A 13,734-nucleotide genomic window follows, 5' to 3' on the forward strand; every position below is an offset into this window, starting at 1 on the left:
TTCTACTGTTGGATCTGCGGGTTAACGCAGTTCCTGTCTACTTTTCCGGCAAGCGCGGCTATCAGGTTATCTACTGCCGTCGCCGCCATATTGTAGCGCGTCTCGTGGGTAGCAGAGCCGATGTGTGGCAGGGCGACGACGTTTGGCATGCTCAGCAGCGGGGAATCCACCGGAAGCGGCTCCTGCTCAAACACGTCCAGACCCGCGGCGTGGATCTCGCCGCTTTGCAGCGCTTCAATCAGCGCCTGCTCATCCACCACCGGGCCGCGACCCGCGTTGATGAAGATGGCGGACTTCTTCATTTTTTCAAACGCGGATTTGCCAATCAGATGGCGCGTTTCATCCGTCAGCGGCAGGATCAGGCAAACAAAATCGGCTTCCTGCAGCAGCGTATCCAGCTCGCAGTAACGCGCGTTGAAGCGTTCTTCTGCTTCACTGTGATGACGGCGCGCGTTATACAGAATCGGCATGTTGAAGCCGAAATGCGCGCGCTGCGCCAGCGCCAGCCCGATACGCCCCATACCCACGATGCCCAGCGTTTTGCCATGCACATCCACGCCGAACCAGTCCGGCCCAATGCTTTTAGTCCATTCGCCGGCTTTCACACGCTCGGCCACTTCCACCACGCGACGGGCCGTGCTGAGCACCAGCGCCATCAGCGTATCTGCCACGGTTTCCGTCAGGGCATGCGGCGTGTGCATCAGCAGGATTTTACGGGCGTTCAGGGCATCCACGTCGAAATTGTCATAACCCACGGAAACGGTTGAGGTAGCACGAAGCTTCGGCATTTTCTCCAGCAGGGCGATATCCACTTTTTCGCTTGAACCCAGCAGGCCTTCGGCGTTGGCGAACGCATCGGCGTGCTGCGCCACGGTCTCCGGGCCCAGGTTCTTCACCTGCGTAACGGTGAAGTGTTCTTCCAGGCGTTTCTGCAGATCTTCCGGCAGAGCTTTATACAAAATGACGGACGGCTTCATGCTAATCTCCGTTGATTTTTAAGGATTCAGGCGTGGCGTGCGCCGACGAGGTGCTGTTGATTATTAGCAGGCTTAACAATCAGAGTAAGCCACACGGAGGCGAAAAGCGCTACCCCCATAAAGATGTACGACGCGGATGGGCTGCCGGTCACACCGTTCAGGTAGCCGACGAACCAGGATCCGCAGAACGACCCCAGCGCGCCCATACTGTTAATCAATGCCATTGCACCACCCGCAACGTTACGCGGCAGCATTTCCGGGATGATGGCAAAAAACGGACCGTACGGGGCGTACATGGCGGCACCGGCAATCACCAGCAGGGTATAAGAGGCCCAGAAGTGATTCGCGCCCACTGCCCACGAGCCGATGAAAGCGAAAGCGGCAATCAGCAGCAGCGGCCAGACGAACAGCTTGCGGTTTTGCAGCTTGTCCGACGCCCAGGAGACAACGATCATCGCGATGGTCGCGGCGAGATACGGTACGGAAGAGAGCCAGCCCACTTCCACCATGCCGAGGTTCTCGCCGCCGCTGCGGATAATCGACGGCAGCCACAGCACAAACCCGTACACGCCGATACTCCAGGTAAAGTACTGCGCGCAGAGCAGGATAACGTTGCGGGAGCGGAACGCTTCGCCGTAGTTGCGTACCGCCTTCAGCCCCTGCTGCTCTTTATCCAGCTGCGCCTGCAGCGCGGCTTTTTCATCTTCGGAAAGCCACTTCGCCTGGGCAGGCTTATCTTTTACCAGCACCCACCAGCAGAATGCCCAGATAATTGCGGGTACCCCTTCGATGATAAACATCTCGCGCCAGCCGAAGGACTGAATCAGGTAGCCGGAAACTACCGACATCCACAGTACGGTGACCGGGTTACCGAGGATCAGGAAGGTGTTCGCGCGTGAACGTTCAGATTTGGTAAACCAGTTGCTGATGTAAATCAGCATCGCCGGCATGACCGCTGCCTCAACGACGCCGAGAATAAAGCGAATGGCCGCCAGGGCAGGGATATTGTTCACCACGCCGGTCAGTGACGCGCAGGCGCCCCACAGGATCAGACAGATGAAGATCAGCTTACGCACGCTGCGGCGTTCCGCGTAAATTGCGCCGGGGATCTGGAAGAAGAAGTAGCCCAGGAAGAAAAGGGCACCCAGCAGGGATGAAATACCTTTGGTGATGCCGAGGTCTTCGGTGATCCCCGCTGCGGATGCGAAGCTGAAGTTGGCACGATCGAGGTACGCCAGGCTGTACGTGATAAACACGATTGGCATGATGTACCACCAGCGTTTTACTGCATTGGTCGAACTGTTCATAGGCTTGCCTCTGTTGTTGAGGTTGTTACCGCCGTTGTCTGTAGGGTACACGGTGGCTTAATTATTTGGTGTGGCATGCTGCCCTCACCCTGGCCCTCTCCCACAGGGAGAGGGAATTTAAACGCCGAGCTCTGCTCGCGTTGGCAATCCTTCGCTGTCGCCCTGCACCTGAATCGCCAGCGAGCCAATCTTATTGCCCCGCGCGACGGCCTGCTGCAGCGGTTTGCCTTCCAGCAGGGCGCTAATGACGCCTACGGCAAAGCCATCGCCCGCGCCGACGGTGTCGACAACGTTCTCAACCTTCACCGCCGCGACCGCGCCCTGTTCGCCGTCTGCCGTTTTGAACCATGCACCATCGGCACCGGTCTTCAGCACCACCGCTTTTACCCCTTGATTCAGATAGAAATCAGCAATGCCTTCCGGCGTATTTTCACCCGTCAAAATCATCCCCTCTTTCAGGCCCGGCAGAACCCAGTCCGCCTGGAACGCAAGGCGGTTCAGCTTCTCGACCATTTCCGCTTCGCTTTTCCACAGCACCGGGCGCAAATTCGGATCGAAAGAGATCGTTTTGCCCAGCGACTTCATGGTGGTTGCCGCATGGTCCAGCAGTTCATAGGAACTGTCAGAGAGCGCCGCCGCCACGCCGCTCAGGTGCAGATGGCGCGCGGAGGCAAAATAGCCGGCGTGGTAATCTTCCGTTGAGAGATGGCTTGCCGCCGAACCTTTGCGGAAATACTCCACGATGGGATCGGTTCCATTTTCGACCTTCGATTTAAGCTGAAAGCCGGTAGGAAAGCGTCCGTCCAGGGTGACGCCTGCGGCATCAATATTCTCTTTTTTCAGCGAGTCGAGAACGAAATGGCCAAAGCTGTCATCCCCCACGCGGCTGACCCAGCCGACGTTCAGACCGAGACGCGCCAGGCCAGTCGCGACGTTCAGCTCTGCGCCCGCTACGCGTTTGATAAAGTGCTCAACCGCGCTCAGTTCGCCCGTTTCGGTCGCGACAAACATCGCCATAGCCTCGCCGATCGTGATGGCATCCAGCGTTTTGTGCATGATTTACTCCTCGCGCAGCAGGTTGACGTAATGACGGGTAACGGCGGTTAAATCCGCCCCTTCCAGCGGGAACTCAATACCGCGCGGAGCATCTGCAGGCAGCTGGCCGAGCAGATCCAGCCAGCGCGCGTCTGCGCGGTCCGGCGCCACGGCGCGGAAGTTATCTTTATGCGGAACGGCGGCTTTAACGTGGATATAGCTCACCGCAGGGGCCAGGTGACGTGCGGCCTCTTCTGGGGAATCGCCGACCCACAGCCAGTTGCCCATGTCGAAGGTCAGCGTGACGGGCAACGCCATTTCCCGACAGGAGGCCTGGAAGCGCCGCATGGGCGCGAGCTGCCCGCAGTCGGTCTGATCGTTCTCCACAACAAGCGCCATACCGCTGGCATTCAGCAGGGCGCGCAGGGCGTCGAGAGGCTGTGTGTCGCTGAAATGGCCGAGGGAAACCTTCAGCCACAGGGCGTTAAGGGTGTTGGCCTCAGAGAGATAGCGGGGCAGGTCCGGGTTAAGGGTGCCGTCGGCCATCAACAGGGCGGCGGGCGCGGAGTAGCACGCCAGCAGACCCATTAGCTCGATGGATTCGCTCAGTGCAGGCAGCGCCAGCAGCTCTTCGCTGTTAAACAGTTCGCGGCGGATCTCCACGCCGTCTGCCCCTGCGCCTGCAATAACGGGGAGCATCGCCCGCTGACCGCCTGCCTGTCGCACCTGTTCCGCGCCATACGCGGCGGTGACCACCATGATTTTCCTGCCCATCTTCGGACTCCATCGCAACATATCAATACTATTACGCTAGATGGAACCGGTTCCAAAGAAAAGATCAGGATGTCGAATTTATGATCGCTATCACAAGGGGGAATTAACGGGCGGTGGAGCCGCGAACGATCAGCTCGCCGGAGAAGACCTGCTCGCGTACGGCATCGCGGGTGCCTTCAATACGACGAATCACTTGTTCTACAGCGGCATAGCCAATCTGCCAGGTGGGTTGTTTAAGGGTCGTAATACCTACGCCAGCCAGCTCCGCCCACTCCAGCTCATCAAAGCCCAGCAGACCGATATCGCTGCCCCAGTGCAGGCCAATGCGCTTGAGCGAGCGGGCGACCTGAAGCGTCAGCGCCCCGTTGGCGGAAATAACGGCTTTGCGCATCCCGCGATGGCGGGTATGGAACTGGCGCAGGGTGTTGTCGATCTGGTCGGCTTCGTGAAGCGGCGTTTCGGCATTTTCGGCGATCGCACCGGGATAACGCGCAAGCGTGGCGCGAAATGCCGCCAGGCGGTCGCGTCGGGTATTTACCATGCCCAGCGGTTCGCTCAGAAAAAGAATCGCTTCGAAGCCCTGTTCGATCAGGTGCTCGGTCGCGGTTGTGGCTGCCTGGGTGTTATCCAGCCCGACGACATCGCAGGCGAATTCCGGGATTTTACGGTCGATGAGGACCATTGGCAGGGAGGACTGCTGCAGGCGGTTCAGGCCCTCTTCACGCATGCCTACTGCGTTAACCACTATCCCTTCCACCTGGTAGCTGCGCAGCAGATCGAGGTAGTGCAGCTCCTGGTCGACTTCGTTGTTGGTATTACAGACCAGCGGCGTGAAGCCCTTCTCGCGGCAGGCGGCCTCGATACCGCTGAGGACGTTGACGGAGTAGGGGTTGGTGATATCGGCGATAATAAGGCCGATCAAGCGGGTGCGACCGCGTTTGAGCCCGCGCGCCATCAGGCTGGGACGATAGTCGAGATCGGCAATGGCCTGTTCAATACGCGCCAGCAATGCGTCGGACAGCAGGTGTTTCTCGCCGTTAAGGTAGCGCGAAATGCTGGTTTTACCGGTTTTGGCGGCTTTCGCCACGTCGCTGATGGTGGCCCGGGCTGGTTTGCTCATCGCTGATTTCCCTGAATTTAGTGAGAATACCTTAGCGGGAAAATCAACGATGGCAAGTGGTTCATGCCGGGGTGTGCGGTCTGTTGCCCTCACCCCGGCCCTCTCCCTCGGGGATTACTGAATCGGGCTCAACGTAATCTCTACGCGACGGTTTTGCGCTTTACCTTCCGCCGTGCTGTTGCTGGCGATAGGGTTGGCAGGGCCCATGCCGCTGGTGCGGATGCGGTTTGCTTCAACGCCCTGGGTTATCAGGGAGCTGGCCACGGAATCGGCACGCTGCTGAGACAGACGCATGTTCAGATCCTGGCTGCCGGTGCTGTCGGTGTAGCCAATCACATTCACGGCGGTCTTGTTGTACTCTTTCAGCACCATCGCCACGCCGGTCAGGGTGTTCGCGCCCGCGGGTTTCAGCGTGGCGCTGCTGCTGTCAAAGGTCACGTTGTTCGGCATGTTCAGGATGATGTTATCGCCGCTGCGGGTGACGCTCACGCCGGTTCCCTTCATTTTGTCGCGCAGTTTCGCTTCCTGCACGTCCATGTAATAACCGACGCCGCCGCCCAGCGCCGCGCCTGCCGCTGCGCCAATCAGCGCACCTTTGCCGCGGTCTTTCTTGGAGGAGGAGAGCGCCCCAACGCCTGCGCCGACCAGCGAGCCGATACCTGCACCGATGCCGGATTTACCCGCTTCGCGCTCACCGGTGTAAGGGTTGGTTGTGCAGCCAGAAACAGCCAGTGCACCGCTCACCAGAGCGGCAATAACGAGTACGCGTTTTTTCATCTTCTTTCCTTAATCCTTTTTATTCTTTGCCACGGCGAGCGTGGCAGTTGATTATGACGTCCAGATACGGAGAAAATTCCGGGTATAACTCTGAAATTTGTGACAAACCATAAACGGCCTCAACGAGAAGGCCGTAAACCTGCACGCAACCAGGAGCGCACGCTTGAGCACCTCAACAAAAACCATTCTGACCGCCGCCCACTGGGGGCCGATGCTGGTCGAAACCGATGGCGAAAATGTTCTGTCGTCCCGTGGGGCACTGCCAACACAACATCCCAATTCGTTACAGACCGTCGTACGCGATCAGGTGCACAGCAAAACGCGCGTGCGCTGGCCGATGGTGCGCAAAGGTTTTCTGGCCTCGCCGGATAAGCCGCAGGGGATCCGTGGTCAGGATGAGTTTGTTCGCGTGAGCTGGGACGATGCGCTGGCGCTGATCCATACGCAGCATAAGCGCATTCGCGACAGCTATGGCCCATCGTCCATTTTTGCCGGCTCCTATGGCTGGCGCTCGAACGGCGTGCTGCATAAGGCCTCGACCCTGCTGCAGCGCTACATGAGCCTGGCCGGGGGCTATACCGGTCATCTGGGAGACTATTCGACCGGCGCGGCGCAGGCGATCATGCCGTACGTCGTGGGAGGAAACGAAGTGTACCAGCAGCAGACCAGCTGGCCGCTGGTGCTGCAGCACACCGACGTGGTGGTGCTGTGGAGCGCCAACCCGCTGAACACGCTGAAAATTGCCTGGAATGCCAGCGACGAGCAGGGGATGGGGTATTTCGACGCGCTGCGCAAAAGCGGCAAACGCATCATCTGCATTGATCCGATGCGTTCTGAAACCATGGACTTCTTCGGCGACAGCGCCGAGTGGATTGCTCCGCATATGGGCACCGACGTGGCGATGATGCTGGGTATCGCCCATACGCTGGTGGAGAACGGCTGGCACGACCGCGATTTCCTCGCCCGGTGCACCTCCGGCTTCGACAAATTCGCCGACTACCTGACGGGCCAATCTGATGGGGTAGTGAAAACGGCAGAGTGGGCCGCGGAAATTTGTGGCGTTCCAGCCGCTAAAATCCGCGAACTGGCGGCACTGTTCCATAAAAATACCACGATGTTAATGTCCGGCTGGGGGATGCAGCGCCAGCAGTTCGGCGAGCAGAAACACTGGATGCTGGTGACGCTTGCCGCGATGCTAGGACAGATTGGTACGCCGGGCGGCGGTTTTGGTCTTTCCTATCACTTTGCGAACGGCGGTAACCCAACGCGTAAAGCGGCGGTGCTGGCGTCCCTGCAAGGCTCGGTGCAGGGCGGCGTGGATGCCGTGGATAAAATCCCGGTGGCGCGAATCGTTGAAGCCCTGGAAAACCCGGGCGGTTTTTATCAGCATAACGGTCTCGACCGCCACTTCCCGGACATTAAGTTTGTCTGGTGGGCGGGCGGGGCAAACTTCACGCACCATCAGGATACCAATCGCCTGATCCGCGCCTGGCAAAAGCCGGAGCTGGTAGTGATTTCCGAGTGCTTCTGGACCGCCTCGGCCAAACATGCCGATATCGTGCTGCCGGCGACCACGTCGTTTGAGCGTAACGATCTCACCATGACCGGCGATTACAGCAACCAGCATATGGTGCCGATGAAGCGCGTGGTGGCCCCGCGTGATGAAGCGCGTGATGATTTTGACGTGTTTGCTGAACTGAGCGAGCTCTGGGAAGCGGGCGGTCGCGAACGCTTTACCGAAGGGAAAAATGACCTGCAGTGGCTGGAGAGTTTCTACCAGATCGCCGGACAGCGCGGTGCGGCGCAGGGCGTGACGCTTCCGCCATTTGCTGAATTCTGGGAGGCGAACCAGATTCTCGAAATGCCGGAAAGCGAACAGAACGCCCGATTTGTCCGTTTCGCCGATTTCCGTCGCGACCCGGAAAACCATCCGCTGAAAACCGAGAGCGGCAAGATTGTGATCTACAGCGAGCGCATCGCCAGCTTTGGATATGTCGATTGTCCGCCACACCCTTCGTGGCTGGAGCCGGACGAGTGGCACGGCAACGCTCAGCCGGAGCAGCTGCAGGTGCTGTCTGCCCATCCGGCGCATCGTCTGCACAGTCAGCTTAACTACACCTCTCTGCGCGAGCAGTATGCGGTCGCCGGGCGGGAGCCAATTACGCTGAATACTTTAGACGCCAAAGCGCGTGGGATTGCGGACGGTGACGTGGTGCGCGTCTGGAACCAGCGTGGACAGGTGCTGGCAGGGGCGGTGGTCAGCGACGGGATTAAGCCAGGCGTGATCTGTATTCATCAGGGAGCCTGGCCCGACCTTGAGCCCACCGAAGGTGGGATCTGTAAAAACGGGGCGGTTAACGTGCTGACCAAAGATCTCCCCAGCTCGAAGCTGGGGAATGGTTGCGCAGGGAACACGGCGCTGGCCTGGGTCGAGAAATATGAGGGGCCCGAGCTTACCTTAACGGCGTTTGATCCGCCTGCCAGCTCATGATCCACGTCGGGTGCTGGGTATCATCCTGCCAGGCGCTGTCTTCAATGCGAAAGCCCTGAGCATGATAGAAATTCACCGCCCGGACGTTTTTCTGATACACCTCCAGGGTTAAGTGCGGGAAGCGCAGTTGAACATGGTTCAGCAGTGCGCGCCCGATGCCTTTTCCGATATACGCTGGCGTAACGAACAGCGCCCCCACAAACTGCGACTGTATGACGCTGATAAAACCGCGCGGCGTGCCGTTCTCCTCCCAGACCCAGGTTTCGGCGGCGGGAAGGTATTCATCCCGCACCAGCGCTTCGTTCGCTTTCCAGTAGGCGGCGTCGATAAACGGATGCGCCTCGGTGGTGCTCTCAAGCCACAGTCTCAGGAGCTGAGCGGTATTCTCACTGTGCCATTTGCGGATCATGGTTGCCCTCCGGGTGGCAGATGCAGCCCGTAATATGGTCATTGACCAGCCCGCAGGCTTGCATAAAGGAGTAACAGATGGTGGTGCCCACAAACTTGAAGCCGCGTTTTTTCAGCGCTTTCGACAGGGCATCCGAGGCAGGGGTCGAGGTTGGGATCTCTGCAAGCGTGGCGGCCCGCGTCACCTGCGGCTCGTTATCCACAAACGACCAGACAAATGCTGAGAAGGGTTCGCCGTTTTGCTCCATCGCCAGATAAGCCCGCGCGTTACCGATAATGGCCTGAATTTTACCGCGATGGCGGATGATACCGGGATTCAGAACCAGCCTTTCCACGTCGTCGTCGGTCATGGCGGCCACCGCAGCCGGATTGAACCGGTGGAAGGCATTGCGGTAGTTCTCACGCTTTTTCAGAACGGTGATCCACGACAGACCGGCCTGCTGGCCTTCAAGGCAAATCATTTCAAACAGTTTTTCACCGTCGGTTTCCGGTACGCCCCATTCCTTGTCGTGATAATCGATATAAAGCTGATCCTGGCTTACCCAACCGCAACGTTGCATAGGTCATCTCCCTTCCTGATACGATAAACGCAAAAATTTCAATCTGCCCGGCTTGACGAGTCTGCTAAAGAGACAATAGTTAATACAGGGCTATATGCCCCAATACCTCTTCGAACAATGACATATATCGCCGAACTCGGCTCTTTCTGGAGTCGCTTTGATGATGATAAAAAAAATCAGTGGTCGCCATGCTGCTTCTGGCCTGGTGGGCGTTTCAGCCTGCCTGCTTATATGTAACACCGCTTTTGCGTGGCAACAGGAATATATCGTTTCAGATGCACAAAGTAATACGACAGAACGCTATACATGGGACGCCGATCACCAACCTCGTTATGAAGATATTCTCGCGGAGCGTATTAACCATTCGCAGAATGCTGCGGGCTTTGCGCTGAACGACCCATCCGGTTCGGATGCGGAAACCGTTCTGAGCGTTGGCTGGAATTTTCCCGTGGCGGGGCATATTACAACCGGGCCGGTCATGGCGTGGCGCACAGAGGGCACTCCACCCTCAACGTTAAATACGTTTAGTGATACAACCACCGCGCAGTCGCTTACCGAACCCCTCTGGCATGCCAGCGTGAACTCGCTGGGGTGGCGTGTTGATACCCAGTACGGCGATTTACACCCCTGGGCGAAGATCAGCTACAACCAGCAGTCGGAAGAAGAATATTTGTATACCCTGGGCTTAAGCGCCAAATTTTAGGGTTGTTACTTTTTTAAACGCTGCGGTAACATATTTAATACAATAACGGCGAGGGTTGTGGTGATAGTGGTCACTCACCTTTAAACGTTTTCTTCTCCGGCAAGGTCGTTCATTCCCGCTTCCAGGCATTTCATTCCGTTTCTCCTGCATTTCATGCCGTTTTACCCCTGGCGTTTTGGGGTTTTGTTTATCGTGTCCTCAGCGAATTTCCTTAATTTCTCTTGCAGGATACTGCCATGAACACCTCAACCTATAACCGCACGCGTTGGCTGACGCTATTCGGCACCATCATTACCCAGTTCGCACTGGGTTCGGTTTATACCTGGAGTCTGTTTAACAGCGCCTTGTCTGATAAGCTCGGCGCGCCGATAAGCCAGGTGGCATTCTCCTTCGGCTTGCTGAGTCTTGGATTAGCGATTTCCTCTTCCGTGGCGGGCAAACTTCAGGAACGCTTCGGCGTGAAGCGCGTGACCATGGCCTCCGGCATTCTGCTGGGCCTGGGCTTTTTCCTGACGGCGCATTCCAGCAACCTGATGATGCTGTGGCTGAGCGCCGGCGTGCTGGTGGGGCTGGCGGACGGCGCAGGTTACCTGCTGACGCTGTCGAACTGCGTGAAGTGGTTCCCGGAGCGTAAAGGCTTAATCTCCGCGTTTGCTATCGGCTCCTATGGCCTGGGCAGCCTTGGCTTTAAATTTATCGACTCTCAACTGCTGGCGTCCGTTGGCCTCGAAAAAACGTTCATGATCTGGGGGGCTATTGTCCTGGTGATGATTCTGTTTGGCGCCACGCTGATGAAAGATGCCCCGCAGCAGGAAGTGAAAACCGTTAACGGCGTGGTGGAGAATGATTTCACCCTCGCGCAGTCCATGCGTAAACCGCAGTACTGGATGCTGGCGGTGATGTTCCTGACGGCCTGCATGAGCGGTCTGTATGTCATCGGTGTGGCGAAAGATATCGCGCAGGGGATGGTAAAACTGGATGCCGCGACGGCGGCGAATGCGGTGACGGTCATCTCCATTGCTAACCTCTCGGGTCGTCTGGTGCTCGGTATCCTGTCTGACAAAATCGCCCGCATCCGCGTGATTACGCTGGGGCAGGTCATCTCTCTGGTAGGCATGGCGGCGCTGCTGTTTGCACCGCTGAACGAGGCGACTTTCTTTGCGGCGATTGCCTGCGTCGCCTTTAACTTCGGCGGCACCATTACCGTTTTCCCGTCGCTGGTAAGCGAGTTCTTCGGCCTCAACAATCTGGCGAAAAACTACGGCGTCATTTATCTCGGCTTCGGTATCGGCAGTATCTGCGGGTCGCTGATTGCCTCGCTGTTCGGTGGCTTCTACGTGACCTTCTGCGTGATATTTGCCTTGCTGATTATCTCGCTGGCGCTGTCCACAACGATTCGTCAGCCACAGCGCGAAGTGTATAAAGAAGCGCATGCATGATTCGATGAAAAGGGGCCTCAGGGCCTCTTTTTTTATCTCAACATCACTTCCGGACTTGTTATTTTGTAAAAAATTTCCTCGATCACACTCTCTGCTGCCACTTTTCTTTCCCGCTGTGGTCTACTTATCGCGCTTGTAGACGTTTCTGATAACGGTTTCGCTCGCATCTACTTACTCTGTCAGCTTTCTCACTGAGATTCGGCGGGTCTTTATACCCCTTCCCCCAGGGTTGTTTGCATGAAATATATTAGGTCTCTTACCCAGCAAAGATTGTGTCTGATGCTGGCTGTCTATATCGGTTTGTTTCTGAATGGCGCGGTACTGTTCAGACGTGTGGAAGGTTATTTCGAACACCTCAGCGTAAGAAATGGAATTTTTGCCGTCATTGAAGTGTTTGGCTCTATCCTGGCAACCTTCTTCCTGTTACGCCTGCTCTCGCTTTTTGGCCGACGTACATGGCAAATTCTGGCCTCGCTGGTGGTGATTATCTCTGCCGCCGCAAGCTATTACATGACCTTCATGAACGTGGTCATTGGCTACGGTATCGTTGCCTCAGTGATGACCACGGACATCGACCTCTCGAAAGAGGTGGTGGGTCAAGGGTTCATCATATGGACGATTTTGACCTGCCTGATCCCGCTCTTCTTTATCTGGAGTAATACCTGCCGTTATACCCTGTTACGCCAGCTGCGTACCCGGGGACAGCGCATCCGCAACGTCGCCGTCGTTCTGCTGGCGGGCCTGCTGGTGTGGGCGCCGATTCGCCTGATGGAAAAACAGCAAAAACGGATCGAAAAAGCGACGGGCGTGGATATGCCGAGCTATGGCGGCGTGGTGGCTAACTCGTATCTGCCGTCCAACTGGCTGTCCGCGTTAGGTCTTTACGCCTGGGCACAGGCGGACGAATCCAGCGATGTAAAATCGCTGATTAACCCGACCAAAAAGTTCACCTACCAGGCGCCGGCTGACGGGCTGGATGATACTTACGTAGTCTTTGTCATCGGTGAAACGACGCGCTGGGATCATATGGGTATCCTCGGTTATGACCGCGATACCACGCCGAAACTGGCGCAGGAGAAGAATCTGGTGGCTTACCGCGGCTATTCCTGCGATACCGCCACGAAGCTCTCGTTGCGCTGTATGTTTGTGCGTGAAGGCGGGGCGAGCGATAACCCGCAGCGTACACTCAAAGAGCAAAACGTCTTTGCCGTGCTGAAGCAGCTTGGATTTAGCTCCGATCTGTTCGCCATGCAAAGTGAGATGTGGTTCTACACCAACACGCTGGCAGATAACATCGCGTATCGTGAGCAGATTGGTGCCGAGCCTCGCAACCGCGGGAAAAATGTGGACGACATGCTGCTGCTTGAGGAGATGTCCCAGTCTCTGAAGAATCACCCGCAGGGCAAACATCTCGTCATTCTGCATACCAAAGGGTCGCATTACAGTTATTACCAGCGTTACACGCGTGATTTCGCGAAATGGCAGCCTGAATGCGTAGGCATTAATAAAGACTGCAGCAAGCAGGAGCTGATCAACGCCTACGATAACTCCATTCTGTATGTGGATACCTTCCTGAGCCGCGTGATTGACCAGCTGCGTGATAAAAAAGCGATTGTTATCTACGCCGCAGACCACGGTGAGTCCATTAATGAGAAAGAGCACCTGCACGGTACGCCGCGCAAGCTGGCACCGCCGGAGCAGTTCCGCGTGCCGATGATCATGTGGATGTCGGATAAGTATCTTGAAAATCCGGAGAAAGCGAAGATGTTTGCTCAGCTTAAGAAAGAGGCGGAAATGAAGGTGCCGCGTCGTCACGTTGAGCTGTACGATACCATTATGGGTTGCCTCGGCTATACCTCACCGAATGGTGGGATTAACGAAAACAACAACTGGTGTAAACTCCCTGATAACACCGCAAAAGCCGCGCAGTAGCTGCTCTGGCGAGAATATCGCCAGTTGAATGGCTTTTTGAAAATAAGGGATTGACGGGGGCGCACCTCAGCAGTAAGATGCGCTCCGCATTCGGCGAGTAGCGCAGCTTGGTAGCGCAACTGGTTTGGGACCAGTGGGTCGGAGGTTCGAATCCTCTCTCGCCGACCACATTCTGAAAAGGGCTAACCGCAAGGTTAGCCCTTTTTGCATT

General features: G+C 56.9%; 12 protein-coding genes and 1 tRNA gene. 5 read left to right on the forward strand and 8 right to left on the reverse strand.

The features are described 5' to 3' along the window. Window positions 1-2: 2 nt before the first annotated feature. The 6 genes from ghrB to IB212_RS00960 all read right to left on the reverse strand — a co-directional run bounded on the left by ghrB (window position 3) and on the right by IB212_RS00960 (window position 5,990). Complete coding sequence (gene ghrB / locus IB212_RS00935) at window positions 3-977, reverse strand: glyoxylate/hydroxypyruvate reductase GhrB (protein WP_047363372.1); 975 nt, start codon at window positions 975-977, stop codon at window positions 3-5. A 26-nt stretch (window positions 978-1,003) separates the two neighbouring features. Next, on the reverse strand, window positions 1,004-2,284 hold the full coding sequence (locus IB212_RS00940) for an MFS transporter (RefSeq protein WP_028015081.1): 1,281 nt from the start codon (window positions 2,282-2,284) through the stop codon (window positions 1,004-1,006). A 117-nt stretch (window positions 2,285-2,401) separates the two neighbouring features. Further along, entirely contained in the window at window positions 2,402-3,340 is a 939-nt protein-coding gene (locus tag IB212_RS00945; RefSeq protein WP_028015082.1) for a sugar kinase, read from the reverse strand. Between the two features lie 3 nt (window positions 3,341-3,343). Then, a complete protein-coding gene (locus IB212_RS00950) occupies window positions 3,344-4,093 on the reverse strand; it encodes a sugar phosphate isomerase/epimerase (RefSeq protein WP_188245814.1) in 750 nt (249 codons plus the stop codon). A 103-nt stretch (window positions 4,094-4,196) separates the two neighbouring features. Next, window positions 4,197-5,213 carry a LacI family DNA-binding transcriptional regulator gene (locus tag IB212_RS00955; RefSeq protein ID WP_028015084.1) on the reverse strand — a complete coding sequence of 339 codons (1,017 nt, stop codon included), beginning with the start codon at window positions 5,211-5,213 and terminating at the stop codon, window positions 4,197-4,199. A gap of 114 nt (window positions 5,214-5,327) precedes the next feature. Beyond that, window positions 5,328-5,990 carry an OmpA family lipoprotein gene (locus IB212_RS00960; RefSeq protein WP_008502762.1) on the reverse strand — a complete coding sequence of 221 codons (663 nt, stop codon included), beginning with the start codon at window positions 5,988-5,990 and terminating at the stop codon, window positions 5,328-5,330. A 211-nt stretch (window positions 5,991-6,201) separates the two neighbouring features. Here IB212_RS00960 and IB212_RS00965 point away from each other — a divergent pair, with 211 nt between their 5' ends. Beyond that, window positions 6,202-8,481, forward strand: a complete 2,280-nt coding sequence (locus tag IB212_RS00965) for a molybdopterin guanine dinucleotide-containing S/N-oxide reductase (protein WP_060572559.1) — start codon at window positions 6,202-6,204, stop codon at window positions 8,479-8,481. Here the strand turns inward: IB212_RS00965 and IB212_RS00970 are convergent. Next, entirely contained in the window at window positions 8,444-8,890 is a 447-nt protein-coding gene (locus IB212_RS00970) for an N-acetyltransferase (RefSeq protein WP_188245813.1), read from the reverse strand. The two genes, IB212_RS00965 and IB212_RS00970, sit on opposite strands and share 38 nt — an antisense overlap. After that, a complete protein-coding gene (gene tag, locus IB212_RS00975; RefSeq protein WP_047363377.1) occupies window positions 8,868-9,449 on the reverse strand; it encodes a DNA-3-methyladenine glycosylase I in 582 nt (193 codons plus the stop codon). Before tag ends, IB212_RS00970 begins: the two co-directional genes overlap by 23 nt. A 160-nt stretch (window positions 9,450-9,609) precedes the next feature. On the opposite strand from tag, the gene IB212_RS00980 reads away from it, so the two are divergent. The 4 genes from IB212_RS00980 to IB212_RS00995 all read left to right on the forward strand — a co-directional run bounded on the left by IB212_RS00980 (window position 9,610) and on the right by IB212_RS00995 (window position 13,691). Then, entirely contained in the window at window positions 9,610-10,152 is a 543-nt protein-coding gene (locus IB212_RS00980) for a lipase (protein ID WP_153656935.1), read from the forward strand. A 236-nt stretch (window positions 10,153-10,388) separates the two neighbouring features. Further along, window positions 10,389-11,591, forward strand: coding sequence for an MFS transporter (locus IB212_RS00985; RefSeq protein ID WP_041911599.1), 1,203 nt, complete (start codon window positions 10,389-10,391; stop codon window positions 11,589-11,591). A gap of 237 nt (window positions 11,592-11,828) precedes the next feature. Continuing rightward, the gene (gene eptB / locus IB212_RS00990) at window positions 11,829-13,523 is read left to right on the forward strand and encodes a kdo(2)-lipid A phosphoethanolamine 7''-transferase (protein WP_041911598.1); all 1,695 of its coding nucleotides are present in this window, start codon (window positions 11,829-11,831) and stop codon (window positions 13,521-13,523) included. A 91-nt stretch (window positions 13,524-13,614) separates the two neighbouring features. Continuing rightward, a tRNA-Pro gene (locus IB212_RS00995) sits at window positions 13,615-13,691 on the forward strand. Window positions 13,692-13,734: the final 43 nt, after the last annotated feature.

It is taken from the genome of Enterobacter sp. E12 (genome assembly GCF_014596715.2).
GTDB classification, from domain to species: Bacteria; Pseudomonadota; Gammaproteobacteria; order Enterobacterales; family Enterobacteriaceae; genus Enterobacter; species Enterobacter bugandensis.

Excerpts from the sequence above, each read along its gene's own strand:
- ghrB (WP_047363372.1), bottom strand. The coding sequence starts at position 977 with ATGAAGCCGTCCGTCATTTTGTATAAAGCTCTGCCGGAAGATCTGCAG.
- IB212_RS00940 (WP_028015081.1), bottom strand. The coding sequence starts at position 2,284 with ATGAACAGTTCGACCAATGCAGTAAAACGCTGGTGGTACATCATGCCA.
- IB212_RS00945 (WP_028015082.1), bottom strand. The coding sequence starts at position 3,340 with ATGCACAAAACGCTGGATGCCATCACGATCGGCGAGGCTATGGCGATG.
- IB212_RS00950 (WP_188245814.1), bottom strand. The coding sequence starts at position 4,093 with ATGGGCAGGAAAATCATGGTGGTCACCGCCGCGTATGGCGCGGAACAG.
- IB212_RS00955 (WP_028015084.1), bottom strand. The coding sequence starts at position 5,213 with ATGAGCAAACCAGCCCGGGCCACCATCAGCGACGTGGCGAAAGCCGCC.
- IB212_RS00960 (WP_008502762.1), bottom strand. The coding sequence starts at position 5,990 with ATGAAAAAACGCGTACTCGTTATTGCCGCTCTGGTGAGCGGTGCACTG.
- IB212_RS00965 (WP_060572559.1), top strand. The coding sequence starts at position 6,202 with ATGCTGGTCGAAACCGATGGCGAAAATGTTCTGTCGTCCCGTGGGGCA.
- IB212_RS00970 (WP_188245813.1), bottom strand. The coding sequence starts at position 8,890 with ATGATCCGCAAATGGCACAGTGAGAATACCGCTCAGCTCCTGAGACTG.
- tag (WP_047363377.1), bottom strand. The coding sequence starts at position 9,449 with ATGCAACGTTGCGGTTGGGTAAGCCAGGATCAGCTTTATATCGATTAT.
- IB212_RS00980 (WP_153656935.1), top strand. The coding sequence starts at position 9,610 with ATGATGATAAAAAAAATCAGTGGTCGCCATGCTGCTTCTGGCCTGGTG.
- IB212_RS00985 (WP_041911599.1), top strand. The coding sequence starts at position 10,389 with ATGAACACCTCAACCTATAACCGCACGCGTTGGCTGACGCTATTCGGC.
- eptB (WP_041911598.1), top strand. The coding sequence starts at position 11,829 with ATGAAATATATTAGGTCTCTTACCCAGCAAAGATTGTGTCTGATGCTG.